Annotated in this window: 23 protein-coding genes; 20 read left to right on the forward strand and 3 right to left on the reverse strand. The window is 41.5% G+C overall.

The window, feature by feature from the left end:
- Positions 1-180: 180 nt before the first annotated feature.
- Positions 181-1,410 carry a site-specific integrase gene (locus EPD17_RS07480; RefSeq protein ID WP_132053079.1) on the forward strand — a complete coding sequence of 410 codons (1,230 nt, stop codon included), beginning with the start codon at positions 181-183 and terminating at the stop codon, positions 1,408-1,410.
- A gap of 77 nt (positions 1,411-1,487) precedes the next feature.
- Here the strand turns inward: EPD17_RS07480 and EPD17_RS07485 are convergent, their stop codons facing one another.
- Both EPD17_RS07485 and EPD17_RS07490 read right to left on the reverse strand, forming a co-directional pair.
- Positions 1,488-2,486 carry an HNH endonuclease gene (locus EPD17_RS07485; RefSeq protein WP_165929555.1) on the reverse strand — a complete coding sequence of 333 codons (999 nt, stop codon included), beginning with the start codon at positions 2,484-2,486 and terminating at the stop codon, positions 1,488-1,490.
- Between the two features lie 217 nt (positions 2,487-2,703).
- Positions 2,704-3,897: a Fic family protein gene (locus EPD17_RS07490; RefSeq protein WP_204743354.1), complete on the reverse strand. Its 1,194-nt coding sequence runs from the start codon at positions 3,895-3,897 to the stop codon at positions 2,704-2,706.
- A 170-nt stretch (positions 3,898-4,067) separates the two neighbouring features.
- On the opposite strand from EPD17_RS07490, the gene EPD17_RS07495 reads away from it, so the two are divergent.
- From EPD17_RS07495 to EPD17_RS07570, 16 genes are all read left to right on the forward strand, one after another.
- Entirely contained in the window at positions 4,068-5,960 is a 1,893-nt protein-coding gene (locus EPD17_RS07495; RefSeq protein ID WP_132053083.1) for an ABC transporter ATP-binding protein, read from the forward strand.
- An 897-nt stretch (positions 5,961-6,857) separates the two neighbouring features.
- Entirely contained in the window at positions 6,858-7,793 is a 936-nt protein-coding gene (locus EPD17_RS07500; RefSeq protein WP_132053085.1) for a toprim domain-containing protein, read from the forward strand.
- A gap of 231 nt (positions 7,794-8,024) precedes the next feature.
- Positions 8,025-8,324 carry a plasmid mobilization protein gene (locus tag EPD17_RS20210; RefSeq protein WP_394346402.1) on the forward strand — a complete coding sequence of 100 codons (300 nt, stop codon included), beginning with the start codon at positions 8,025-8,027 and terminating at the stop codon, positions 8,322-8,324.
- Positions 8,321-9,298, forward strand: a complete 978-nt coding sequence (locus tag EPD17_RS07510) for a relaxase/mobilization nuclease domain-containing protein (RefSeq protein ID WP_132053089.1) — start codon at positions 8,321-8,323, stop codon at positions 9,296-9,298. The genes EPD17_RS20210 and EPD17_RS07510 overlap by 4 nt, the downstream gene beginning before the upstream one ends.
- Before the next feature lie 38 nt (positions 9,299-9,336).
- Complete coding sequence (locus EPD17_RS07515) at positions 9,337-9,738, forward strand: hypothetical protein (RefSeq protein ID WP_132053091.1); 402 nt, start codon at positions 9,337-9,339, stop codon at positions 9,736-9,738.
- A gap of 313 nt (positions 9,739-10,051) precedes the next feature.
- A complete protein-coding gene (locus EPD17_RS07520) occupies positions 10,052-10,366 on the forward strand; it encodes a helix-turn-helix domain-containing protein (RefSeq protein ID WP_204743356.1) in 315 nt (104 codons plus the stop codon).
- A 479-nt stretch (positions 10,367-10,845) separates the two neighbouring features.
- A complete protein-coding gene (locus EPD17_RS07525) occupies positions 10,846-11,241 on the forward strand; it encodes a helix-turn-helix domain-containing protein (RefSeq protein WP_132053093.1) in 396 nt (131 codons plus the stop codon).
- 95 nt (positions 11,242-11,336) lie between these two features.
- Positions 11,337-12,131: a thymidylate synthase gene (locus tag EPD17_RS07530; RefSeq protein WP_132053095.1), complete on the forward strand. Its 795-nt coding sequence runs from the start codon at positions 11,337-11,339 to the stop codon at positions 12,129-12,131.
- A gap of 10 nt (positions 12,132-12,141) precedes the next feature.
- Positions 12,142-13,497: a DNA methyltransferase gene (locus EPD17_RS07535; RefSeq protein WP_132053097.1), complete on the forward strand. Its 1,356-nt coding sequence runs from the start codon at positions 12,142-12,144 to the stop codon at positions 13,495-13,497.
- 5 nt (positions 13,498-13,502) lie between these two features.
- Positions 13,503-14,495 (forward strand): phosphoribosyltransferase-like protein, encoded by a 993-nt coding sequence (locus EPD17_RS07540; RefSeq protein ID WP_132053099.1) that lies wholly within the window; start codon positions 13,503-13,505, stop codon positions 14,493-14,495.
- On the forward strand, positions 14,495-16,450 hold the full coding sequence (locus tag EPD17_RS07545; RefSeq protein WP_132053101.1) for an ORC-CDC6 family AAA ATPase: 1,956 nt from the start codon (positions 14,495-14,497) through the stop codon (positions 16,448-16,450). The genes EPD17_RS07540 and EPD17_RS07545 overlap by 1 nt, the downstream gene beginning before the upstream one ends.
- Positions 16,444-17,403: a hypothetical protein gene (locus tag EPD17_RS07550; protein ID WP_132053103.1), complete on the forward strand. Its 960-nt coding sequence runs from the start codon at positions 16,444-16,446 to the stop codon at positions 17,401-17,403. Before EPD17_RS07545 ends, EPD17_RS07550 begins: the two co-directional genes overlap by 7 nt.
- A 96-nt stretch (positions 17,404-17,499) precedes the next feature.
- Positions 17,500-17,880 carry a PH domain-containing protein gene (locus tag EPD17_RS07555; RefSeq protein WP_132053105.1) on the forward strand — a complete coding sequence of 127 codons (381 nt, stop codon included), beginning with the start codon at positions 17,500-17,502 and terminating at the stop codon, positions 17,878-17,880.
- A 401-nt stretch (positions 17,881-18,281) separates the two neighbouring features.
- On the forward strand, positions 18,282-19,043 hold the full coding sequence (locus EPD17_RS07560) for a hypothetical protein (protein WP_132053107.1): 762 nt from the start codon (positions 18,282-18,284) through the stop codon (positions 19,041-19,043).
- Between the two features lie 203 nt (positions 19,044-19,246).
- Positions 19,247-20,182, forward strand: a complete 936-nt coding sequence (locus tag EPD17_RS07565) for a hypothetical protein (protein WP_132053109.1) — start codon at positions 19,247-19,249, stop codon at positions 20,180-20,182.
- Between the two features lie 675 nt (positions 20,183-20,857).
- Positions 20,858-21,574 (forward strand): DNA/RNA non-specific endonuclease, encoded by a 717-nt coding sequence (locus tag EPD17_RS07570; protein ID WP_132053111.1) that lies wholly within the window; start codon positions 20,858-20,860, stop codon positions 21,572-21,574.
- Positions 21,575-21,997: 423 nt separating this feature from the next.
- Here EPD17_RS07570 and EPD17_RS07575 read toward each other — a convergent pair whose 3' ends face one another.
- On the reverse strand, positions 21,998-23,044 hold the full coding sequence (locus EPD17_RS07575) for an IS110 family RNA-guided transposase (RefSeq protein WP_132053113.1): 1,047 nt from the start codon (positions 23,042-23,044) through the stop codon (positions 21,998-22,000).
- Positions 23,045-23,327: 283 nt separating this feature from the next.
- Between EPD17_RS07575 and EPD17_RS07580 the strand changes: the two genes are divergently transcribed.
- The 3 genes from EPD17_RS07580 (at position 23,328) to EPD17_RS07590 (ending at position 25,353) form a co-directional block, all read left to right on the forward strand.
- Positions 23,328-23,816: a hypothetical protein gene (locus EPD17_RS07580; RefSeq protein ID WP_132053115.1), complete on the forward strand. Its 489-nt coding sequence runs from the start codon at positions 23,328-23,330 to the stop codon at positions 23,814-23,816.
- 172 nt (positions 23,817-23,988) lie between these two features.
- Positions 23,989-24,510 carry a DNA-deoxyinosine glycosylase gene (locus EPD17_RS07585; RefSeq protein ID WP_204743358.1) on the forward strand — a complete coding sequence of 174 codons (522 nt, stop codon included), beginning with the start codon at positions 23,989-23,991 and terminating at the stop codon, positions 24,508-24,510.
- Between the two features lie 162 nt (positions 24,511-24,672).
- Positions 24,673-25,353: a HEPN domain-containing protein gene (locus tag EPD17_RS07590; RefSeq protein WP_132053117.1), complete on the forward strand. Its 681-nt coding sequence runs from the start codon at positions 24,673-24,675 to the stop codon at positions 25,351-25,353.
- The last annotated feature ends 50 nt before the right edge of the window (positions 25,354-25,403 follow it).

Consider the following 25,403-nt stretch of genomic DNA (forward strand, 5'->3'; position numbering starts at 1 on the left):
AAAGAAATACAACCCTCTGGTGAGTTATTGGTGAGTAAAACAAGCGGCCGAAATCCGTTGTAGCTTTGACTTGCCGATTTTTTACAAGACAGTCTGGTGAGTATTTTCTCCATTTTTCCTGGCTCACGCATGATTCACTGGTAGAAGAGCTGAAATTTTTCACGCTAAAAATTGTGCGGTATGAAATCTACCAATCCATTCAGCGTGCACTTTGTTGCACGCACATTCAAAACCACTCCAGGTGAGTTGCACCTGTATGTACGCATCTCCGTAGCCCATAAGCGGCTGGAAATTTCCCTGAAAAAGAAAGTGCCTGCGGATCAATGGGACGTAAAAAGCGGCAGCGTCAAAGGCAACAAGAAGCTGATGCAGGAATTGAATCCTTATTTGCAGGATGTACGATTCCAACTGATGGAATGCGTCCGGCACCTGCACCTTGAAAAAAGGAAGGTCACCGCGCAGGCGATTAAGAGCCTGTTTCTCGGAACAGAAGAAGGGAACCAGACACTCTGCGGCCTGATGCGGTACCATAATGAAAATATGAAGACAGTGCTTGCTCCCGGTACCCTTAAAAACTACTTCACGACAGAGCGATATGTAAAACTGTTCCTGGAAAGAAAACACAAGACAAAAGACATCCATTTGTCCGAACTGAACTTCCAGTTTATTACTGAGTTTGAAATCTTCCTGCGCAAAACCGCACCGCTGATGGAAAGCAATCCCCTGACCAATAACGGGATTATGAAACACATGGAGCGGCTGCGCAAGATGGTGACTCTGGCAGCCAAAATGGAGTGGATCCCTAAAGACCCCTTCCAGCGATATACGCTCCGTTTCCAGAAAGTGGATAAAACTTTTCTTTCACCCGCTGAACTTACACTTGTAGAAAGTGCAGACTTGCCCTCCGAAAGGTTGCAGGTGGTGCGCGACCTGTTTGTATTCAGTTGCTACACCGGGCTTGCCTATGCAGATGTAACAGCCCTGCAACCTGCACACATCTGTATCGGCATGGACGGAGCTTACTGGATCAAAACTGCCCGCTGTAAAACAGCTGTAGCCGTAAATGTACCCTTGCTGCCGCAGGCAAAAGCCATCATGGACCGATACAGGGCTGATCCGCGGGCCGCAATACGCAACCGGGTTTTTCCACGCCTCTCCAACCAGAAGATGAATGCTTATTTAAAAGAAATTGCTCTTTATTGTGACCTCTCCAAATCGTTTACTTTTCATACGGCCCGCCACACTTTTGCCACTACCGTTACTTTATCTAATGGCGTACCCATTGAAACGGTTAGTAAAATGCTGGGGCACACCAAGCTTTCCACCACCCAGATTTATGCCCGTGTTCTGGAGCAAAAGGTAGGAGCGGATATGTCCCAGTTATGTAAACGCCTAGGTCAGCTGCAGTAAAAGAAAATTTATGATGCTCACAGAAACGGCTGCCCTGATCTGTGGGCTTTTTTCTGCCACCTGAAATTCTTTTTAACCTAATAGAAGTTGTGTCGAAGGCGGTGTGCTGCTAAATTTTCTTGGGCTGGAAAATAATGGTTGCTGTTGGGCAGCAGGATCTGCCTGGCCTCAAATTGTTTGATAGAATAGAAGTTTTCCTGCTCTTTAAACGGCTTTACAAGCACCCTGTACTCCCCATCTAAAGAGATTAGTCCCCGGTCAAATGCCCGGTGAAGATTCGGGCACAGCGAAATACCGTTGGTAATGGTATCGTCATGCGACTGGGAGAAAGGAACGATGTGGCAGGCGTCTATCATTTGAATGTCGGCATCAGTAATGATGCGCATCCGTGAAATGGCGCAGGTGTGATTGTAGATTTTCGGAATTTCCTTTTTGAAGACGCCACTTCTCACAAATACTTCTTCCTCATCGAAATTCAATGCTTTGGTCTTGTAAATGGCTGAGGGCTCATGGAGGATTTGGTTGATGATTTCCCCAATCAGCTGGTTTGATGCATGCAGGTGAGTATTTGGGAAATATGCGTCGAGAAGTGTTTGTTTCAGGATTTGTCTTGTATGTTCATTTGAAAGCAGGTTGTACAATTCCTGATCAAAGCAGGCATAATTAATTACTTCTTTTAAGTGTGTGAAACTTTTAATGGAGTGGGAACTTGTTAAGGAGATCTCCCGGCCGGGCAGTGTTTGTAAATGCCAGAAACCATCGCTGCGCAAATGAAAAAAAGGCAGAGAGAAATTTTCGCTAAAGCGGCTATCTCTTACTAACTGCGACCAAAAGTCCTTGAAGTTTGCCACTAATTCGGGGCTGATTTGAATTTGATTGGAACGAATGTTTTTCTTTTCTATTCCATCAATCACTGCCAGAAGCAAAACAGGCTTGTGCGGTGCTTTCATTCCTTGAACATTGCCCCTTTTTAGCTTTGTGAACTTTCTAACATAGCTTGAAAGTAAATCCATTGTCAGGGTACAAGATAAAAAACCATTCGAAACAATCAGAACGCCACAGAGAGGATCAGCCAAATTTGATAGTAGCCTGTTGTCAAGAGAGTAACATAGCCAACAATACATTAGATTTTTGGTCAACTGATTGTTATTTTATTGACAGAATTGTTTTTGGGTGTTCTTCGGGGTGGCATATGCCATTTGCTATCAGGTAAAAGGCACTACAGCCGCCTTGTTTTATTTGCTTGCATCCTCTGAACCTGCTACAGGTTTATACTGGTGCTGGTAAGATTTCTTATACCAGGTTGACCCCATATTTGATACTTCTTCCCCCACCTTCACCCAAATAAATAAGGGCACCCATTTCCAGCAGTGCCTGCAGGTCCCTGGTGGCAGTTGCCTTGGAAACTTTGGTTAGTGAGCCATACTTGCCGGCATTCATGCCCCCTTGAAAGCCTTTTGGCCCTTCCTCTAGCATGCGACGAATCACCTTCAACTGCCGTTCGCTCAGCTTGTCTTTATAGCGGTCGAAAAACTTTGCTTTCCGGAGGGTAAATTCCAATTGCTCCTCTGCCTCTGTTTGTGCTGCAAGTACTGTTCGTATAAAATAGGCAATCCATGGGGTGATCTCATTGGAGCGCTGCGATTGCGATAAGGCATCATAGTAAGCGTTCCTGTTCCCTTCTATGGTTCGGGAAAGGCTCAGCAGCACCGGCCGGCCAATTCCCTGTGATAAGGCTTTTTCAGCCAGGGCACGTCCGATGCGGCCATTGCCGTCTTCGAAGGGGTGAATGGTTTCAAAATACAAATGCGCAATGGCTGATCGTACCGCTGCTTTTTTCAGCCCTTTTGGTCCGCCGGGTACCGTTTCGTTGAACCAAGTAATGAACCTATTCATTTCGGCCGGTACCCGTTCGGAAGGTGGCGCTTCAAAGTGCACCTTTTGCTTGCCCAAAGCACCCGTGACGACCTGCATGGGTTCTTTGTGCTCCCGCCAGCTGCCTATTCGAAAACCACTTTGCCCTTTAAACAGCATCCCATGCCAGCTAAACAGGACCTCTTCGGAAAGCGGCTCTTTATAGGTGTTGCGCACACTGATCATCAGCACTCCTATGCCTTCAGCAGCTTGGTCCTTTACTGCTTCTGGAGTAGAGTTGATACCCAAATTATTTTTGATCGAAGACATCACATCTTTGCGGCTCAAGTATGCTCCTTCTATCTCAGAGGTCTTAATTGCCTCCGCCACTATGAGTTCAATGAGGGCTTCCATCCGGGTTTCTTCCGGCAGTGCTCCCATCAAACCCGTCAGCTTCCCTGTTTTTTCGGCCAGGAGCAAAAGATCATCTTCCACCTCTTGGAGGGAGTAAGTAAATTGAGGCCAATCCTGTTGCTGCCAGTTATAGGTTGCCATGATCCGATTAGAAGCATTATTCGGCTCAAAAATAAGATAAAATGTGAGCCGAATGGCCTGACTATTCGGCTCATCCAAGGATTAGCGTTGCCAAACAACGTAATTGCCATACTAAAGGTTGGCCACCTAGCCATCCTTACATGGACGCAAAAAGAAAAAGAGAAAAAGGAATCCCTATGCAGGAATTTGCAAGGCGATGGAAGTAATGCCCGGGCGCACCCGATCTTTGCCGTCCAATTCAAGGATGTATGGCAAACAGCAGGCGCAACAGAGGTGGTGGCAATACTGATGCGGAAGGGGTGAAGGTGAAAATATCAAGGGAGCGACTGAAAGAGGCACTGGCCTTGTTTGCGTATTTGAAACCTTATCGGGGCAAATTCATCCTAAGCTTATTGTTCATTGCCCTCTCAGCGCTATCAACCAGTTTGTTTCCATTTTTTTTGGGCAAAATGATCGATGCCGTGGCGCCAGGAACTGCTGCACTCCCTGCCGGTAACACCCTGGACAACACATCTTTTGGTACGGAACTTAAAAACCTGCGCCTGGATTTGAATACCATCCTGCTCTTCATATTTGCACAACTATCGCTGCAGGCCGTATTCTCATTTATGCGGGTGTACCTACTGACAGAAGTAGGCGAGCGGTCGCTGGCCGATATGCGCAAAGATGTGTACAGCAAGCTACTCAGCATGCCCATGCAGTTTTTTGCTGATAAGCGGGTGGGCGAATTGAGCAACCGCCTGTCATCCGATTTGTCGCAGATACAAGATGCTATTTCCTTTACGCTGGCCGAATTCTTACGCGGCATATTTACCTTAATCATCGGGCTGCTGTTTATTTTCTGGATCAGCCCTAGGCTTTCACTGCTGATGCTGGCCGTAGTTCCGGTAATTGCGGTGCTGGCGGTGGTTTTTGGTATGCGCATCCGCAAAATGGCCCGCAGGGCGCAGGATCAGTTGGCGGAAAGCGGCACTATTGTGCAGGAAACATTTCAAGGCATCTCCATTGTAAAAGCATTCACGGGTGAATTTTATGAAATTGGCCGCTATGTAAAAAGCGTGTCGGCAGTTGTGCAAACCGCCATTACCAATGCCCGATACCGGGGTGCATTTGTATCCTTTATGATCTTTAGCGTATTTGGTGCTATTGCGGGTGTGATGTGGTATGGTGCTACCCTGATCCAGACGGGTGAGCTCACTATGGGGTCGCTCACCATGTTTGTTATTTTCTCCATGTTTGTGGGCGGCACTTTTGCCGGCTTTGCCGATATGTTCTCACAACTGCAAAAAACTTTGGGTGCAACACACAGCATCCGCGAAATCCTGCGCAACAACGGTGAACCCCTGGAGGTGAGCACCATTCTCGTTGAACCCGAACATGTGATCAGGGGAGAAGTGCAGTTTGATGGTGTATCCTTTAACTACCCGGGACGAAAGGATGTTACGGTACTCAGGGATATTTCTTTACATGCATCCCCAGGAGAACAGGTGGCACTAGTGGGTCCAAGTGGTGCCGGTAAAAGCACTCTTGCATCGCTATTGCTCCGGTTTTACGAGCTAGATAAAGGCGGGCTTTACCTCGACGGGCGGCCCATTATCGCCATTCCGCTGACGCAACTACGCATGCAAATGGCATTTGTACCGCAGGAAGTGATTCTGTTTGGTGGCACTATTAAAGAAAATATTTCCTATGGTAAACCGGGAGCTACCGATGAGGAAATTGTGGCCGCTGCGCAAAGTGCCAACGCACATGATTTTATTGCCGGATTTCCGGAGCAATACAACACGGTGGTAGGAGAGCGGGGCATAAAATTAAGTGGCGGCCAGCGCCAGCGTATTGCTATTGCCCGGGCCATTCTGAAAGATCCTGCCATTTTGATTTTGGACGAAGCAACATCATCATTGGACAGTGAAAGCGAGCAACAGGTGCAACAAGCACTGGACAACCTGATGAAAGGCCGCACTTCTTTTGTGATTGCGCACCGGCTTTCTACCATCCGCAAGGCAGACCAGATTGTAGTGATCGATAAAGGAGCGGTACTGGAAAGCGGCTCACATGAACAGTTGATGAAAGCAGGTGGATTATACCGCAAGCTGATTGATATGCAGTTTGAGTTCGGCAAGGACGACTTGATGCTTTAGGAACAGCATAGGGGGTGTTCATCTGCTGCACGTAGATGCCTCCCAAAATTTCAGGATCTCCAGGAACAGGGATACTGTCTGCACATTGCTTAGAAATGGGGAAGCGGACCGCATTGTAACCATAAAGACAATTAGGAAATATCATTCCGCATGTCCGGTATGTTAAGCTGCATGTTGCCTGATTAGCCGCCACTATTAGCACTTATTTAAGGCTTGAAAACATCTTTTTGAAATAGAGAAAGTGACGCTTGCCATAGTTGTATCGGCACTAATTTTTTTGCTGGTTGCATCCAATTACCGGATCCAATGGATCTAATGGTATGAGTGGGGAAACTAGTGATCTTGCATCCAACAGCTTGCCTGGTTCTGCACTTTTGGGTGTTGTTGTGCCTTCAATGTCATCAATGGATGTTGCTGTATTTCTTATCCATTTTTAATGTGCTCCGGCCATTTTTGATATTAAATTCATTTAAGGGAAGCGGAAGTGCAGATGATGTAACAGGAGTAACCTCTTTTTCGCTCATTAACCTGTTGTTACCATTTACATTCAATGAAGTTCTGATGATGGAGACCAAGTAAACGTGATTGATATGGTCCTTATGACCAGGCATTTTAATTAGATATTTTCATGTTTTATAGGCACGGTGCATTGAAAAACTGCCAGCTAAATAAACATTCTCGGTACATGGTTGTAAGTAGCTGGTTGCTATAGCATTTGTCCTGGCTTTCACATGCTGCTACAGGTCATATCAGCGGACTGCCATCACAAAGATGTGCAGGAGAAACATAAGATGAATTTGGTTTTATATATAGGCAATTGGAGTGGAGCAATATTGCGATGGTCCGCTACGAGCGTAACCGCTTTACTTCTATATTTTATCTTTTAACGTGCAGGCAATGAAACAAGGATTAAGGTGTGTGGATGCGCGGAATATGGACTTGGTTTCGTACCTGGAAACGCTGGGGTTTAAATCAGAAAAAGTCCGGGGGCAGGAGTATTGGTACTGCTCACCACTACGGGAAGAAAAGACCTCGTCATTTAAGGTGGACAGAAGTAAAAACCTGTGGTATGACCATGGAATCGGAAAAGGAGGTAACCTGGTAGATTTTGGGGTGCTGTTTTACGGTTGTTCCGTAAAAGAATTCCTGCAAAAACTGGAAGGGAAAACAAGGCTGGATGTTTCTTTTCACCCGTCCCTTTCTGCTGTTCAAAAAGATGGGGAAACAGAAAGAAAAAAGCTGGAGATTACTGCAGTAAAGCCCATCGAAAGCGCCTATTTATGGCATTATATAAACCGGCGAAAGATTGCTCCCCATATCGCAAGACAGTACTTGAAAGAAGTATCATTTGAGCTTAACGGAAGACCCCATTCAGCACTTGGACTACCCAATAACAGCGGTGGTTATGAGCTCAGAAATGCGTACTTCAAAGGTAGTAGTTCTCCAAAGGACGTAACGCTAATTGGTCCTGGATCAGAAGAGGTTGCTGTTTTTGAAGGTTGTTTTTCCTTTCTTTCTTACCTCAGTTTAGCTCAAAAGAAGGAGGTGGAAAGGAGTGTTCCGCCGTCCGAGGGTCCAACCAGTTTCCTGGTTTTAAACTCCCTTTCTTTCATGGAAAAGAGTCGCGGCCTGATGGAGTGCTATCCGTCCGTTCACCTTTACCTGGACCGCGATGCAGCGGGGTTAAATGCTATGCAACAAGCGCTCCAGTGGTCCCAAAAGTATCAAGACAAAAGTGCTCTTTACGAGGGGCACAAGGACCTGAACGACTTTTTGATCCATCAGCTTAAGACAGGAAAAAGCCAAGGCCGACGCAGGGGGCTGCATTTCTGAATTTAGGAAGCCAGCTATGTTTTGGCCCGGCCAAAACTTCACCTACTGCACTCGTCCAGGCTCATACGGTGTATTCGGGTGGGCGGGTGAAAAGAAAAAAGTATCATAAACCGCCAATAAAAGTGAGTTAACGGGAAAGTGATGGAACAGGAAACAACAAAAGGAGCAAAGGGATCGCGTAAAGGTGGCCGACCTAAAAAGGAAGTCCGGTGTGATCAGAAGCTAACGGTGATGTGTACCCTTTCAGAGCGGAATCTGATTGAGACAAAAGCAGCTGCTGCAATGCTAAGCGTTTCCGAGTTTCTCCGGAAAATGGCGCTGGCAGGTAAAAGTCAAATACGGGAAAAGGTGCTGCCGAAAGAAGTGCTGGCCTATTCGGCAACGCTGAACCATGTAGCAGCCAACCTGGATGGGATTGCAAAAAAGCGGAGCGGCCCCGACGAACTAAATGCCTTGGAGCGGGCAGAACTACAATTCTTTTCGGGCCAGTTCCGCAGGCTGGCAAAAGACATCAAAACGTATTTGCAATGATCGGTAAGGTAAGGGTGGGCAAATCGTTTCGTGGCTGCCTGATGTACTGCCTTCATGACAAGCCGTTGAAAGCGGCCGGACTAAAGAATCGGGCGGAGGTGCTTTTATATCACAAATGTTTTGGCACGGATAAAGAACTCGTTCAACAGTTTAGCGAGGTGCGGCTGCTCAATGAAAAAGTATCAAAGCCTGTGCTTCATGTCATCCTGAGCCTGGCGCCGGGAGAGGAACTTGCACGGGATAAGTGGGTGGAGCTGGCAAGAGGGTGTGCAACGGCCATGGGTTTTCAGCACAACCAGTATGTGGCGATTTTGCACCGGGATACAGCACACCAGCACCTGCACCTGGTGGCAAACCGGATCGGCTTTGACGGCCGTGCTGCCTCTGACAGCAACAACTATAAAAAGGTGGCTGCATTCTGCCGCCAGGCGGAAGCCCAGTATGGCCTGAAAAAGGTGCACTCGCCCAAAAGGTTTTTGCCAAAGGAGCAGCAAGTTATACCAAGAGTAGACAGGCGCAAGGAGAGCCTAAAGGCGCATATTGGTCAGGCTCTTACAGGTAGTTCATCGCTTATGCAGTTCGAGGTAAAAATGAAGGCACTCGGCTACGTGATATTTCTGGGCAGAGGCATTGCTTTTCTGGATAGCACGGGGGTAAGGGTCAAAGGCAGCGAGGTAGGCTATCCGCTGAAAGGGATCGAGCGGATGATGTTGCAACAGCAGCAGGCACTACAACTACACAACAAAGAGGATAAACAGGAAGATGCATCGGTTGGCAAGAGTGCAAGCAAGGAGATGGGAAAAGGAATGCAGGCACAGATGGCTCACTCTGGAGACCCAATGAAAGGGAAGCAAGAGGACAGAATGCAAAAAGGTCTGGAGCCGCTTCTTAATCCGGTGCAGGGGCACGAGGCGAGTCATGCAAGCCTGCTCCAAAAAAAACGTAAAAAGCAAAAACGCTCTCCTCGTTTGTAGGAGGCATATGCATTTGGAACAAAATAAATGTGAGTGTCATGGAACTGGAGATTACTGAAAGGGTGTTGCAGGAAATAGCACAGGAGCTGAAAGAACAAAAAGAACAACTGGCCTTGCTGCGCCAGGCAGTGGGAGAACAGTACAAAGTGATACAGGGAATTGAGGAGATGTTAGCCAAGTTGCATTTGGCTCCATCAGGAATATTAGAGAACGGGATTTCCCTGATCAAAGATGCCCTCACCAAAAACTTTAAAGCCCTTCGAGAAGATATGTTCAGGCGGCCAACCATAAACGTTACCCACCAGCATCATTCGCTGATGCCGGATTCGTTCCGCATGGAGCATTTTCCCCTGCTGGTGAACACCATCATGAAATGGGTAATTGCACTCATCAGCCTGGTATTTACTATTTGGCTAATTGCGGGTATGGTAAAGGGGTAGACTGCATGTTTGTGCCGGCAAACCAAGTTTTGCTACTTCTGTGTGCCCATACTAGCAGGAGTTTGCCTTTTTGCATTCCGCATCATCCGGGCTCTATTATTCCTGAAAACCGACAGTGTTGGTGATATCGGCTTGTCTGGCTGTTTGGAAGGTAAGGAAATGAGGGGCATACGGGCTTTCCTGGTATTCGTTTGCTTTGGTCCTTGTATTTCTTATCAAACTTTAATACGTAACTGCTATATAAGCCGCTAATTTTAAGCTCAGTTAGCAATGGGTTAGAACAAGGTTTTGGTGAAACAGAAAAAAGTGCGTTATGGCATCAAAGACAACAAAAGTGCCCCCGGTTGCCGCAGAGAGGGGTGGGTATGCGCAATATCAAATAGTAACACTCGCGGATCTGGACCAATTTCGAAATGACTTGCTGAAAGAGATCAGGTACCTGCTGAACCAAAAGTCTGAAGGAGTACCAAAAAAGTGGCTGAAGTCTCATGAAGTGCGCAGGGTGCTGCAGATTTCACCAGGCACCCTTCAACATTTAAGGGACTCCGGACAAATACCATTTACCAAGCTTGGCGGGATTATTTATTATGAATTTGAGGTTATCAATACCATGATGAGAAAACAATAACTAGGTTTGACTCTGAATCGATTCTGTTAAGTCGGCTATGTTATGCTCATTAGTTGCAAATAATTATGTTAATTGGAAAGGGTTAAATAAGTTTGTAAATGCCAAGACTGTTTCTGAACAGCTTTTTTTGGTGAGACGAAATAAATGGTGAATTTACTTTCGATAACACTAATCTTTAATTTTTGGCACTTTTTGTATCGGCAAATGACCGCATATTTCTTTTGTGGCTTTTATTAATGTTTTAGCTGCTTTTAGTCTCTGTTTCAATAGTTTAGAAAGTAAAGAGTTGCTTTTAGTATGGTTTTTCCTGCTTTTAGTAGCTCTTTTTTTGTTGTTATTTTGGTTACTATTTTATTTCAGCGGGACTTCATGGTTACTAACCGTAAAAAATGATACGCAACGATACGCATTGATACGGTATGATACGAATTGATACGGTGATCTAACCACTGAATTAGTAACCAAACATCATAGTTACCATGAGCAGCAACATGAAGATTCTGAAAACCTGTGAATACTGTAATCAGGAGTTTATTGCCCGCAAAACAACTTCAAAAACCTGTTCTGACGATTGCGCCAAACGATTATATAAGCTCAAACAAAGAAACAGTAAGATTCAGCAGGCTGAAATAAAAGAGGAAATTAAGCGTAAGCCGAAGGCTTTTGTAACGGAGGACGAGATTAGGGCTATTCAGGCAAAGGAGTTCCTCACGCTGAAAGAGGCTGCTTTGCTGTTAAATGTGTCACCACTTACTTTGAGGAGGTGGGTGTTGGCTGGAAAGGTGAAGTCAGAAAGGATGGGGAAGAAGCATATGTTTCCTAAACTGAGTATAACTGCCTTAATTCAGAAAAATTCTATTATTGAATTACATTAGCGTTTTGGTAAGAAGTAATTGAAAGCAAGTAATTTTGCTAATAAAATTAGCAAGAAGTTCGTTTCTCCAAGGAATAATAATCTTTATGAAACAATATGAAACAATATGAAACATTATTAAGACATGTATTAGAGCATGGTGTGCAGAAGAAGGATAGAACTGGGGTTGGTACGATCAGTATTTTTGGTGCTCAATTACGGTTCAATTTAGAAGAAGGTTTTCCGTTAGTAACGACAAAGAAACTACATCTAAAGAGCATTATTTATGAGTTACTTTGGTTTTTAAGAGGTGAAACTAATATAAGTTACCTCAAAGATAACGGCGTCAGAATATGGGACGAGTGGGCAGATGAAAGTGGCGAATTGGGGCCAATTTATGGGTTCCAGTGGCGTAGTTGGCCATCACCAAGTGGTAAAAATATAGACCAAATATCTGAGGTGATCCGAACACTAAAATCAAACCCCGACTCGAGAAGGATTATCGTGAGTGCATGGAATGTTTCAGAAATAGACAAAATGGCATTACCTCCATGCCACATACTATTTCAGTTTTATGTGGCAGAGGGTAGACTTTCTTGTCAAATGTATCAAAGAAGCGCTGACATGTTTCTAGGAGTTCCTTTTAACATAGCATCTTACGCATTATTGACGATGATGATTGCTCAGGTTTGTGGGTTGAAACTCGGAGAGTTTATTCACACTTTTGGCGATACTCATATTTATTGTAACCACTTGGAACAAGTTCATACATTACTTAGTAGGGAAGCAAGGCCTTATCCAGAAATGCAAATTAATCCAGATGTGAAGGATATATTTTCCTTTAAGTTTGATGATTTCGTTTTGAAGAACTATAATCCGCATCCAGCAATTAAGGCACCAGTTGCAGTGTAAAGTTGTATTAATGAGTATGATTGAAAACCCTATGAAGGGAAACGATAGATTATTAATAGAATATTTCGAAACGTTTAAGAAATGTAACAAAGCTATAGAAGTGAACTTTAGGGAGTTATTTCCTCTTTTAAATAACCCTGATAGGTATACTCATTTAATTCATCCTTATCCCGCCAAGCTACTGGTACATATTCCCTATTTTTTCTTAAATAATTCTATACTTTCTAAAGAGGGTGATTACGTTTTAGATCCTTTTTGCGGTACAGGGACTGTCTTGTTAGAGGCGCTTCATGCAAAAAAAAATGCCGTTGGAGCAGATTCTAATCCCCTTGCTAGATTGATAGCACGTACAAAAACGTCAAATTTTGTTGATGTTGACCTAACTTCTCATCTTGAAAAAATTTTGGCAAGGGCAAGGAAGCTAAGATCTCCAGTCGTACCGGATGTGGTGAACATCAAGTATTGGTTTCCGGAATCAGCGATTAATAATTTAGGAAGGATTTTGAGATCAATCAATGAAGTACAGGATGAGCATGTGAAAGATTTTTTCCTTATTTGTTTCTCCAATTGTGTCAAGAAATCTAGCTATGCAGATCCAAGAGTATCTGTACCGGTCAAACTTAATCCCAATAGGTTTGAAAAAAATGATTTTTTTTATAAGGTAGTTAGTGAGAGACTGGAAAAAATCAATACACAGAATGTGTTTGAGAAATTTAGGGCACTAGCCCAAGAAAATATAAAACGATTCCAAAAATCTTCAAGCTTTGCCTCAACTTATACTGTGAACTTAAATTCTACTGACGCAAGAGAATTAATGGATTCTGATGGTTCTAAACTAAAAGAAAATTCGATTGATCTCATTATTACCTCTCCTCCTTATGCAGGGGCGCAAAAGTATATAAGGTCATCAAGCTTAAATTTAGGTTGGCTGCAACTTGCGAATACAAAAGATTTGACCTTATTAAATCAAAGAAATATCGGCAGAGAAATACTAAAATCTATTGATTATAAAAAAACATGTGAAACAGGTATAAAAGAGGCCGATCACGTTTTAAAGAAAATCAATCGAGTTAATAGTACGAGATACATGATTGCATCAACATATTTAATTGAGATGATGACGGCTTTGAAGGAATCTATTCGAGTACTAAAAGAAAAAGGATTTTTGGTATTGGTAATTGGAAACAATAAAACTTGTGATTTCGAATTTAATACACAGCAATATCTGACTTCTTTTTTACTTGATCAAGGACTGAAATGTAGGCTAAAGCTTATCGATGATATTAAGTCATATGGCTTAATGACTAAAAGAAACAAAACTGCTGACATAATATCAAGGGAGTGGATACTAGTATTTGAAAAATGATTCAGATGTCGCTGCAACAATTAGAAGAGAGTCTCTACAACAGAATCAAGGTTTTAAATGAAACTCTATGGGAGCACCGTATACGTAAGAAAAACATCGAAGAGTGGCTTTCCAACTTTCAAAGCGATGAGGAGATACATATGTTGTATCTCCTATCTCAATTTATGTATTTCGGTAGTACTCAAATGAGGCAGTTGCTCATTTCATTATACCGAGATCTGTATAAATATCCCATAATAAAACAAATTAGGAAAGCTAACGGTAATACATTAGATAGTGGAATTATTGAGCCAGAGTTTAAAAGAATTCAGCTATCTACGAGGTTTTTTGGTATTGGTAATCCTTCAGAAAGCGGAGCTCACCTTCTTTACTTTTTTAGACAAGAGAACAATCTTTCCAAGAGGTTATTTCAAAACACAAGTGAAATATTTGATCGAAAAGGAGGGACCTTAATTTTAAGAGATCCTAGTATATTATATTATGTCTTTATTGATGATTTTTGCGGCAGTGGCAGCCAAGTAAGTTCGGATACCTCCCTCAGCAATACTATCCAGGAACTAAAAAGTCTAAATCCCAGTATCAGCATCTGTTATCTGATGCTTTTTGGAACTTCAAAAGGGATTGATAACGTCCGTAAGGCGGGAATGTTCGATTACGTAGATGCGGTTATTCATTTAGATGAGTCATTTTCCTGCTTCAATCCAAAGTCTAGGTATTTTGCTAATGTAGTCGCTCCATTTAATATTGCAATAGCAGAAAAGATATGTCGAGACTATGGAGTGCCGTTGATACAACAAATTATCGAATCAGAAGGTGGAAGCCCGGCAGAGGCAATGGCTCTAGCGCCAACACATGCATTAGGGTTTAACAATAGTCAATTGCTCATTGGTTTTCACCATAATACGCCTGATAATACCCTGCCTGTTATTTGGTACGATGAAGACGCAATCCCTTGGCGTCCAATTTTTCGCAGATACAATAAAAAATATGGATTCTAATGAAAAATCCTTTCAATATTACTAAAGCTGTAGACTATACTGACAGTGATATAATAAATTATTGGGTAGATATTTTAGAAGGAAACGGTTTTAAGGATTTGCTTAAGCCAACTTCATCAATGCCCATGTTAGTATTAGGAAGTAAGGGTAGCGGGAAAACTCATTTAATGAGATACTTTTCGTATCAGCTTCAAAAATATAGGGCACAAAGTATAAAGGATGTATTAGCTAAGGATCAATATATTGGAATATATCTTAGGGCTAGTGGACTTAACTCTGACAGGTTTAAAGGGAAAGGACAAAGTATTGAAAAATGGGATGTTGTATTTGCCTACAACTTTGAATTATGGGTCGGTCAGTTAATATTGGAAATCCTAAAAGAGATCATAAGTTCTAATGAGGAGTGTAATGTAGTTCAACGGATCATGAGTTTGTTTGAGAAAAGTCCTACAGAGGAGCAAGTGACTACAATTGTTGAACTTGAAACTCTTTTAAAGAAGCTTCAGAATGAGGTGGACTTCAGCAGTAATAACGCCGCTCTAACAGGTTCATTAAGCCAGCTTGAAATTTACCTTTCACCTGGCAAGTTTATTTTTGGCATACCTAGAATTCTAGCTAAGGAAGTGTCTGATTTTAAAAATTTAATGTTTTTATATCTTTTTGATGAGTTTGAAAATTTTACCGAAAATCAGCAGAAGCTAATCAACACGCTTTATCGTGAGAAAGACCCAAATGTTACTTTTAGGATTGGTGCAAGGTTATATGGAATCAAGACCTTTGGTACTCTAGGCGGAGAGGAGGAGAATAAAGAAGGGTCTGAATTCGAGAAAGTAGTGCTAGATAGCTTCTTTAGGGAGCATGAAGATCAATATGAAAACTTTGTACGAGAAATCTGTTTAAAGAGACTTAAGGATGACGGCTTAAATATTGACGATAAAAGCCAAATTGACTCTTATTTTGCGCCCTTTAGTGTTGAAAGCTTCCTGGACGAAGTAAAAGGGAAAAAGTATAATCGAAGTCACTTAGAAAGATTGGAAAGGGAATTGAAGCATTTCAAGCCAGTGCCCGTTGCCACGGTTAGTGAGGTTGTTAGGAATTTGGAATTCAGAGAAAACCTTTTAGTCGAAAAAGCAAAGCTGTTTCTGTTTTATAGAGCATGGAGCTCAAAGAAAGGTGATCTTCAAAAATCTGCGATCATTATTAAGACAGATGCTGAAAAGTATACTACAGGTGTCGATACAACAGAAACAAGTAAAGTCCTTAGCTATTTCAAAAATGATTTAGTAGACCAAATTGCAAGAGATTCCAGGGAAAGGATGCCATATTATAGTTTCAGCAAGTTTATAAAGATGTCGAATGGCGTACCGAGAAACTTGCTCAATATATTAAAGCACATTTATAGATGGTCTTACTTTAATGATAACATTCAACCGTTCAAGGAAGGTAAAATATCGCTAGAATCACAATACAAAGGGGTTCTTGATACTACTGCTTGGTTTTTTGAAGAAAATCGTATTCCAGCTGAAGTTGGGAAAAAAGCAGTAATTATAATTAATAGGATTGGAAGGTTTCTTCAAGCGATCAGGTTCTCAGAGTTGCCGCCAGAATGCTCATTGTGTTCTTTCGCCATATCTAAAGAGTATGTCACAGCTGATGTAGAAAGAATTTTAGAGTTTTTGGTTAACTACTCCTTCCTTATCGTTATTAGTAGTGATCGAAGAGCTAAAAATTCACATGAACAGCTTTTGACATATCAAATCAATGGCGTTGTAGCCCCTGAATGGGAATTGCCAACTGCTCGTCGCGGTACTCTACATCTTCAGAAAAAGGAAGTTGAAGTAATCTTCAACACTGCTGACGATACTCCATTCAAGACATTGATTTCCGAAAAGACGGAAAAATATAACGCGCCTTTTTATGGCCAAAGTACAATTACATTGTTTGAACTATGGTAGATTATTCTTATTTTTTTAAAGATAAGTTTACGGACTACAGGGACGTTGCAAGTCTTAATTCTTATGATTTGTTTATCTCGTCTTTTATTAATTCGGAAAGAGTTAAGTCTGTTTTTTCCTTAGTGCCTTCCACTGAGCGTCACTGGATAATTTTTGCTGAATATAACATTGATGATTCGCTATTTAGAGTTTCTGCTGATAGGGTGTTCAAATCTAATCTTGGGGATGATGAGTCTGAATCAATAAATAAATATTTAGATAGTTTTGATGTAACTACCTATAAAAGTATTTGCATAGACACGACAGGGTTTCTTATACCACATTTGCTTTTTTTGTTGAGACGCCTTCACTTATTAGGGGTAAAAAAAATAGATTTTTTGTATACAGAGCCAAATACATATATCAATAAGGAGCAAACAGTATTTACAACTGACTTTCATTACGTACGCCAAATCCAGGGCTACGAAGGCAATCACAATCCTGACATTAGTAACGATGTGTTACTGATTGCATCGGGTTATGATGATAGCCGAATAACAGATGTTGCAAACAATAAAGCCAAAGCAAGGAAAATTCAGTTGTTCGGATTCCCCTCTTTGCAACCAGACATGTATCAGGAGAATATTATCAAAGCATATAAGGCCGAGGCTGCTGTTGGAGGTGAGAGTTTTAATGATCCTGCATCTAATTTGTATGCGCCTGCAAATGACCCTTTCGTTGCGGCTGAAGTAATAAGCAGGTTTTTTGAGAAAGAAATGTCGTTAAAGACATTTACAAATATGTATCTGTGTCCTATCTCGACTAAGCCTCACGCTCTAGGTCTTGCTTTCTACTATATAAATGAATGTTTGTCAAAGCCCGTAAGTATAATATTTCCGTTTTGTTCAACCCATATTTCAAATACAACTGAGGGGATAGGAAAAGTGTTGATATTCACATTTGAGTTTTCTTAATAGTTAGCAAAAAATTAAATCCGATGAAAGCTGCGCTGAGTCTCAGCCTAAGTGGTCGTATGAAATACTTATTGAAATTTATGAATAAGCCTGTGGATGGGTATTTTCTCGTCTCTTTTCGGAAATGCTGGTGTTGCTAACCCTGAAGAACTCAACAAGGACTATGGCAACCTGCTAACTGAAAGTGAAGCTATCGAAATTGGCTTCAAGATCTTTCGCGACGTGTTCATCTTTACTAACAAGCGGCTCATTCTGGTAGATAAGCAGGGGCTAACGGGTAGAAAGATTGAATACCTGTCAGTACTATACAAGAGTATTTCCCGGTTTAGTATCGAGACTTCAGGAAATTTTGATTTGGATGCTGAACTGAAGATTTGGATATCTAGTGAGGTAAACCCCAGCATCACCAAGAAATTCAACAAGCAGGTAAACATCTATGATCTGCAAAAAGTGCTTGCCAGGCATGTTGTAGGCTAAGAATGGTACAATAAATAGCTGCACGGAATCTGATTCTACAAGTAGTATTGTAACCAGCCCAGTGGATCTTGCTAGTCCATTTAATACTGAAGCAACTTGTCATATAAATTTAGAAAATGCTGTAGTATAAAGAGCCGAAACGTTATACGGCATTTTACTGTCTATGTTCATGCTCTAGAACATCCAAAAACTCAAATAAGAACGAGAAATCATACAGGTAGACTTCAAAATCTATTGGAAGTGCATCCTGCAAGCGGGGCTGAAGAACATGGGCTGATCTTCAGTTTTTCAAACTAACATTTGTACATTAGCCAAGCTGACAAAGCGCTCTTGCCCCACCTGACGGCAATGCGTTAAACGTTGTGTGCCATCTATCTCTTCCCAAAACTAACATTGCCTAAATGGAAGAAATAACTTACAAGTATGTCGAATGCGACCAATGTAAAATTGGAGGATACGATTACTGCCCAAAGTGTTTTGGAGGCGGCGGTTACAGCATGCCTCAGAGTTTAGATTCTATTGTTCCGTTCGAAGCAAAAAAGAGCAAACTGGAAAAAGTTAAAGAACGACTCATACTAGTTGAGCGGGCAGATACGAACTACAACGAAAAGATTGATAAGTACCTGAATGATGTTTTTGCGACCCTTATTTCGGATGGAAAAGCAACCGAGGGAAATAAAGAGCTGATAGATCAAATTACCAGAATAAAAGCAACGAAACAAGCAGCGTTTTACATCAAAAAGGCTAAGAATGAGCTAAAAGTCTGTGATATTGCGAGCTATAGATTTGTTTTTTCCGATAACCACTTTATTCAATATAGAGAATTGCCAAGGAGGCAAGCAGATAACACAATCATCTCTTTTGACCTAAAAAGGGAAGTTTTCAATACCTATAAAGGTGAGCTACAGTATAAACATGACGGACGCTTTCAACGCATTAATTTAGAAATTTTCTTTAAGCTTATACGAAGCCTAATGGATAAATCAGTCTTCTGCATTTGTTTGTGGAGAAATGATGCACAAAAATTTAATGCTCAAGAAGTAGTTTCCAGGTGGAATCTAGCTGATCTCATGGCTTATGAAATTCACACGGATTTTGCCAAGGTTTATTTCATTATTGAAGTAAAGACCTATTCGGAAATCCAATTCGACACCATCAGCTGAACCGACGGCACACAACATCGGACTTTTGCAATAGCGGCTTTACAAACAAGGGTTGGTCAGTTGTATTTCTATTCAGCTTTTGTACTTTAGCAGGGCTGACATAACTCGGGATGCCGCTACTGCATAAAGCCAGTTACCGTTAGTGGTAATTGAACAACAATCCTAATAAGTTCAATATTCAGACTTTTATTTAATAGCCATATATGAGCTTCCGAATTTCGATAAACCTTTCCGACGGTTTTCCAACAGGAAATGAGCTGACCGCATTTGATATTCTTAACTTTTTTAAGTTGACAGAAGAGAATTTACGTAATCTATATAGGTTTTTTGAGGAACATAATTTAGCTAGAGTTTACAAAAAATTCCATGGTGAGATATTTTTTGACGAAGAAAATCTTACCTCATCACTTAAGTTGTTCGCGAAATCAGGAACATCTCTCGCTGATGTAGCATTGTCTTATTTGAAAGTCGTATCGAAGTATTCTGATACTGATATCTTTTTAGATATTAGGGTTACTGAAGATTTGGGATTCCTTTTCTTTGCCAAACTAGGATTGGTTCTCTATAACAATGACGACACTTTTAAAAAACATATTCACCATGATGTAGATTGTGAGCTCCTTCAATACATCGCAAGTAAAATTCATTCAAATCAATATAAGAACCTAAATACAGTTGATGAGTGTAAGTATTTAAGTTTAAGGGTTATAGAAAACCTTAACGAAGGTGGGTACGACGGTTGGAGTCCTGATAGTGTTTTGTATCCGAAAAGATTATGGGAAGTGGATACGGTCACCGATCCTATTCACCAAATAACTCAAGTCTTAAACTCAAGGACAGGTGAGCATAACAAGATATTTGCTTTCACCGACTCTTCAAGACATTCTATAACATACAATTGTGAGCATTATATTATAACTGACAATGAAAAACTTGCTTTCTTACGCCAAGTTATCCTTTTTCCTTATTTGAAAGAATTGAGTTGGATCGACGATTCTTCCGTTCTAATAGAACATATCAGGAATATTTGGGCTGGAAAATACAAAACTGCTCGCCAGGTTAGCAACCTAAAATGGAAAGGCGATTCAATTGATGGTTTCGAGGTTTCTGACATAATTTGGAAAACAGTGGGTACCTAATATACCGCTAACATGCGCTTTGTAAATGCATGGTTGAAATGCTACCTTTCGACAATAAATCATTTTTCAACGACAAAGCAATACTGAAGCTGAAGTAATTCTAATGCCATGCCCTCACAAACGCTTCGGACGTTAGCGGCCACCAATTGGGCAACATGTCCTTTGCACAGAGGTGGCCTTACCTTGGTTTGAACGCTTTCGCTTCCTGATGGCGGCAAGCACAAAAACCCGAATGGCCCCTTCAAGTTTACCTCACGAATAGAAGAAAGCAAGCCACTGCACCCATTTTAAGATATCTTTTAAAGCATAGATCATTCAACAATCCGGGCTGTATAGCAAGGCACCAGTAGTACAAAGTGGTGAGCAAGCCACCGCTCCATCTGGATGCCTGCGGCATTAACATTGATGACACTGCAGTGCATGCACAGCAGTTTCCAGCCCATCATCCGGATTGATCTTCAGTTGGCGCAGTGCAAGATTTTCAGTGCAACTACCCTGTACTCAATGAAAACGGCGGCCGGCGCAAAACAGGAGCAAGCGCTTGCATTTATATGTAAAAAGGTTGATGATGGTGCGGCCGCTAACGGAGTCGGAACTACCCGTTATGCACAATTTTTAAAACCACATTTTATTATCTAAAAATAATATATTAGAGCAACCAAATAATTAACTCTTATGGATGCAGCTTTCTTTATCCAGCCCGAACTTCGCTATGGCGCACCCGTTTGTGATGAAATTTTAATTGGACGATATTTTACAATTGGTTACTCCTGGTATTTTCGACAGGCGAAATGGGTTATAGAGATAATAAATCGAAATGAATACTTAGGAACACAAGTTGAAAGACTTGATAATTTTCGGGCGGAAGTTAGAATTCCGTATCGATTCCGAGCTGGCCTAAACGTATTTAAAGGAAGTGGTTATGACCGTGGTCATTTAGGAGGAAGCGCAAATAACGATATTTTGGAAATTCAAAACAGCGAAACATTTCTTTTGTCAAATATGTCTCCCCAAGCTCCTAATTTAAATAGGCGCTTATGGAAAGACTTAGAATCAGCAGTCCGGAAATTAAATGACAAGAAAGAAATTTTGGAAACATATGTGCTAACAGCACCTGTTTTTTATTTTGACAAACTTGTCACCACAATTGGAGATCCAAATGACGAAATGGGAATTGATATTCCTGTTCCACATGCCTTTGTTAAAAGCGTCCTAGCTGAGGACAATCGAGGTAGACTTTCGTTGTGGACATTTAAAATGGAGAATGATGAAATGAATGGAGGAATTGAAGACTACCTAGTTAACACTTATGATATGGAGCAACTTGGGGGGGGTAGATTTTGGGATCGAGTTAGTGGTAGCGACATTCATGACCAGAAAAAAATCCTATAGGAATCTGGGAGTATTAGTTAAGCTGTGCATAACAGTGCATCCTATGTAAAGAGATAGCTGGGTGAAAAGTAAAGTTATACTGACTTTGAGAATATTACAATAGCTAAAACACCATGGCGGCAGATGTTGTTTTCTGGTGAAAGCACAATAGAATGCCTGCAGATGCAAAACACATCTGCTGACGTGGTGGCCTGCCTTTTCTTTCTTTAATTACTTTTCTTCTCAGCATCCTATAAGCAGCTAGAACTTACGCCCACTGCAAGCATCCATGAGAAGGGGAAAAGAAGTGGCGCTGTATGCTTTGCAAAAGCGGCCTGGCGTGCCAGCTGCGTGCGATGTTTTACAGCCGCCACTAATTAGTTCAGAGATCTTCAGGTGCAAGGTTGGAGAACAAAAAAGCAACAAAGAACGCACTTGCTAAATCTATGCTTCTACAGCCGCAGGCTCCTTCAATACAAATGGCTCACCCCGCTTGATCACACTATACATCCTGCTCAAAGTTTTAGATGCCATTTTGATGATTAGCTTTTTGTGATCACTACCTCTTCGCTGCCGGTAGTACTCCATCAACTCCGGGTCTTTCCTGGCAGCTATCCAGGCACCTTCAATGAGAAAACTGCGCAGCAGGTGCTTACTTCTCCTGGTAATCCCTTTGGTGAATGTCTTAGTGCCACTGCTATGCAGTGAAGGCACAAGGCCCACGTAGGAGCTCAGTTTATCAATACTCCTGAATCTTCTCAGATCGCCCACTTCGGCCAGGGTGCCAATGGCTATAAATGGACCCACGCCGGGTACGCTTCTCAGCAAGTAATAATCCTTTCGGTAACTGGTGCGGGCGTACTTTCTCAATTCGTTACAGATGCGCAGGTACTCCTTATGCAAGAAGCCATACTCCTGGAGCCTGCTATTCATAGTTTCAAAAGCGGTGGGATAAAGCCATTTGAGCTTTTCTACCCACCTTAGCATGTCTTTGCTCCAGTTGATGTTGTCATACTGCTCGGGAAGTGAGATGCCATAGTACAGCAGCATCGCCTTTATGTGACACTTGATTCTGCGCAGGCTTTTGACCAGATCACTTCTTCTACGGAAAAGGCTACGAAATTGCTCCAGCTTTTCATCCGGCACATAAATACCTTTGAGGTGCCCAGAAGCTAACTGTGCACATAGGTGTCTGCTGTCGATCTTGTCGGTTTTGCTGCTGCTTTGCTTGCTGATGCGGGGAATGTCACCTGGGTTTACTACCAGTACGTTCCAGCCGGCAGCACTCAGGTTCCGGTAGATGTGATAGCCTACGCAGCAACACTCGTAGCAGCACGCTACAGAGTAGCCAGGGTAATGTTTGGAAACATAGTTGACCAGGGATTGCGGGCAAGGCTTCATAGAAAAGCGCTTAACCACGAGGCTACCTTCCTGGATGGTAACAGACCAACTGCTTTTGTGGACGTCCAATCCAATAAAGAGATGTTTCATATCTTACCTCCTGATTTTAGGACAAGTAAGCTACTCTTTTACATGGATGCTTGGCAATATGGCGGGGCGACGTGCAAATAATCAGCATTAACCCGCTACTCAGCCTTTGTTCCAGCATGACTGAACACTATCGAGCTGTAAAACAATTCAATGAACATTTGTACATTTAATCAGCAGCGGTCCTGGGCTGGACGTTTAATGAATGCCGCCACATCGCCAATGCTTTGACGTAAGCTGTCAATTTAACCTACGACATCTCAATAATGACACAACGATAAAAAAATTGAATAAACGGATAGAAATTACACTTATCAAACCTTTTCTATACTCACTTATCATTACTTTCTTGACAAGTTGTGGTGACTCTGCTTCGACAACAGAAAAATTTCGCCAAGAGCAAATTCTTACAGACCAACAAACAACAAATGCAGAAGTTTACAAACCAGAAATAGAATTAAAAAACTTTACAAAGGAAGACGTTGCAAGATTTGCCATTTCATCCATAATGGGACAACCTCCAAAGGAAGTCAAAGTTCAACATGAAAATGGATTGTATTATGTTTCTTACAAAAGGAAATCCGACAAACAAAAATTTAGTTACAAAATTAAAATTGATGGAAGGACAATTGTTTGGGCTAACATTGACGGTCGTTGGCGTGACGGAAGGGACGATGAAAGAATAAGTTTTGAGGAAACTGACAACACTTTGAAAATCACTCAAGGCTACAGTGACGGCTCTGGCGAAACTAAAGAATTTAAGAAAGGGGAATAAAAACTGAACCGCTAACATGGCATTTGGAAAATCAGGGCTGAGCTGCAATTTTTAACTTTATAAAGAAATCGGCATTTGTAAGGAATTAGGGTTGTCAGATTATGGACGCCTGCCTTCGCAAATGCACGATCGTTGTATGCCACCAATTACAACCAGACTGTATTGGAAACTTATGAATAGGATTGAATCTTTTGGATACATAGCTGATAAAAATGCGAAGGTGCTAATTCTGGGCACAATGCCGGGCCAAGATTCGTTGAAAATCAACCAATACTATGGGCATCGTAATAATTTGTTCTGGGATATTCTTTTCCGAGTTTGTGACCCAGATTGGAAGTGCGATGATGTTGTGTCCGTCGATTATAAAGTCAAGACCGACCTATTAATTAAAAACAAAATTGCGTTATGGGATGTTCTCAAGTTTTGTGACCGTGATAGAAGTAGCTTAGACAAACATATCAGAAATCAAATCCGTAACGAGTTTAATAGTTTTTTTGAATTGCACAGAAATATAGAAGCAATATTTTTCAATGGGAAAGATGCAGCGAGCTATTTCGAGGAGCTTAAGCCGAATTCTCTAATTTTTGAAAATCGGAGGTTTACTACACTTCAGTCAACAAGTCCAAGTAATAAGACCAATGCATTTGCGATTTTAAAGCAGTGGATGCTGATCCGAAACTATATAAAAACTTAATGTGCCTTTTAATGGTGGCATACAACATCGGCTTTATGCGATAGTGGCTTTTGAACATAGGCTAATTTATATATTTTTAATCGGCTATAGTGCTGCACTGTAGCATTAGAACAATGAATGCCACTACTGCCTAAAGCTGTTAAACGTTAGGAACAATTACCTATGGTCAAATCTTATACTTGGGCAGAAAGACAGTCAATTGGATCTTCGCTAGTTGATTTAGGTTACCGTGATTATATAGCTGCTCGATTTCTACTAAATAACGAATTTATCGTGCAAGGTTTAACTCTGGCAAGTACTGCTGTAGAAAAATATTTAAAAGCATTAATTGTATTTACTTCAAAGAAAAAAGAAAGATACAACTACCATTTCGACAACCTTATGAAGTTGAAAACTATTCTCGCCAAAAACGACCAAGATGTAACCGAAAAATTTGATCCTGTTTTTCTCGCTATATTGGAGAAGGCATATAAAATCAGGTATTATGACAAACTTAAAAAGCCTGTTGAAATCGGATTCTTTCTAAATCAATTCATTGGTGAATTAGATAGTGTCGTTCATTTTCTAGAAACCACTGATACGCCTGGGCTACTTTATAAGCAGGCGATCAAAAATAAGGATCCCAATCTTTTTCAAAATAATTTTATTCTAAACAATCAGGGCAAAATTGAATTTATGGAAAGGCCAGATACTGCTATTGCTATCCATATTGAAATTGGTTCGTCATATCAAAGAGAAAGTAAAATTGTTGGAAGAAATATTGTAAACAAGTACGAGGGCCACCTTGCTATTTTTGCCAACCCTTTTGAGCCAGATTGGCTTGTAAATACACTTACCTCGTAGCTACTACTAAAAGGGTATTGGCACATATGGTGGCATCAAAGTAAGTTTTA

This window comes from Pseudocnuella soli (assembly GCF_004347775.1).
Taxonomy (GTDB): Bacteria; Bacteroidota; Bacteroidia; order Chitinophagales; family Chitinophagaceae; genus Flavisolibacter; species Flavisolibacter aquaticus.

What these genes read in the sequence shown, in the direction of transcription:
- EPD17_RS07480 (WP_132053079.1), top strand. Translation starts at nt 181, where the DNA reads ATGAAATCTACCAATCCATTCAGCGTGCACTTTGTTGCACGCACATTC.
- EPD17_RS07495 (WP_132053083.1), top strand. Translation starts at nt 4,068, where the DNA reads ATGGCAAACAGCAGGCGCAACAGAGGTGGTGGCAATACTGATGCGGAA.
- EPD17_RS07500 (WP_132053085.1), top strand. Translation starts at nt 6,858, where the DNA reads ATGAAACAAGGATTAAGGTGTGTGGATGCGCGGAATATGGACTTGGTT.
- EPD17_RS20210 (WP_394346402.1), top strand. Translation starts at nt 8,025, where the DNA reads ATGTGTACCCTTTCAGAGCGGAATCTGATTGAGACAAAAGCAGCTGCT.
- EPD17_RS07510 (WP_132053089.1), top strand. Translation starts at nt 8,321, where the DNA reads ATGATCGGTAAGGTAAGGGTGGGCAAATCGTTTCGTGGCTGCCTGATG.
- EPD17_RS07515 (WP_132053091.1), top strand. Translation starts at nt 9,337, where the DNA reads ATGGAACTGGAGATTACTGAAAGGGTGTTGCAGGAAATAGCACAGGAG.
- EPD17_RS07520 (WP_204743356.1), top strand. Translation starts at nt 10,052, where the DNA reads ATGGCATCAAAGACAACAAAAGTGCCCCCGGTTGCCGCAGAGAGGGGT.
- EPD17_RS07525 (WP_132053093.1), top strand. Translation starts at nt 10,846, where the DNA reads ATGAGCAGCAACATGAAGATTCTGAAAACCTGTGAATACTGTAATCAG.
- EPD17_RS07530 (WP_132053095.1), top strand. Translation starts at nt 11,337, where the DNA reads ATGAAACAATATGAAACATTATTAAGACATGTATTAGAGCATGGTGTG.
- EPD17_RS07535 (WP_132053097.1), top strand. Translation starts at nt 12,142, where the DNA reads ATGAGTATGATTGAAAACCCTATGAAGGGAAACGATAGATTATTAATA.
- EPD17_RS07540 (WP_132053099.1), top strand. Translation starts at nt 13,503, where the DNA reads ATGTCGCTGCAACAATTAGAAGAGAGTCTCTACAACAGAATCAAGGTT.
- EPD17_RS07545 (WP_132053101.1), top strand. Translation starts at nt 14,495, where the DNA reads ATGAAAAATCCTTTCAATATTACTAAAGCTGTAGACTATACTGACAGT.
- EPD17_RS07550 (WP_132053103.1), top strand. Translation starts at nt 16,444, where the DNA reads ATGGTAGATTATTCTTATTTTTTTAAAGATAAGTTTACGGACTACAGG.
- EPD17_RS07555 (WP_132053105.1), top strand. Translation starts at nt 17,500, where the DNA reads ATGGGTATTTTCTCGTCTCTTTTCGGAAATGCTGGTGTTGCTAACCCT.
- EPD17_RS07560 (WP_132053107.1), top strand. Translation starts at nt 18,282, where the DNA reads ATGGAAGAAATAACTTACAAGTATGTCGAATGCGACCAATGTAAAATT.
- EPD17_RS07565 (WP_132053109.1), top strand. Translation starts at nt 19,247, where the DNA reads ATGAGCTTCCGAATTTCGATAAACCTTTCCGACGGTTTTCCAACAGGA.
- EPD17_RS07570 (WP_132053111.1), top strand. Translation starts at nt 20,858, where the DNA reads ATGGATGCAGCTTTCTTTATCCAGCCCGAACTTCGCTATGGCGCACCC.
- EPD17_RS07575 (WP_132053113.1), bottom strand. Translation starts at nt 23,044, where the DNA reads ATGAAACATCTCTTTATTGGATTGGACGTCCACAAAAGCAGTTGGTCT.
- EPD17_RS07585 (WP_204743358.1), top strand. Translation starts at nt 23,989, where the DNA reads ATGAATAGGATTGAATCTTTTGGATACATAGCTGATAAAAATGCGAAG.
- EPD17_RS07590 (WP_132053117.1), top strand. Translation starts at nt 24,673, where the DNA reads ATGGTCAAATCTTATACTTGGGCAGAAAGACAGTCAATTGGATCTTCG.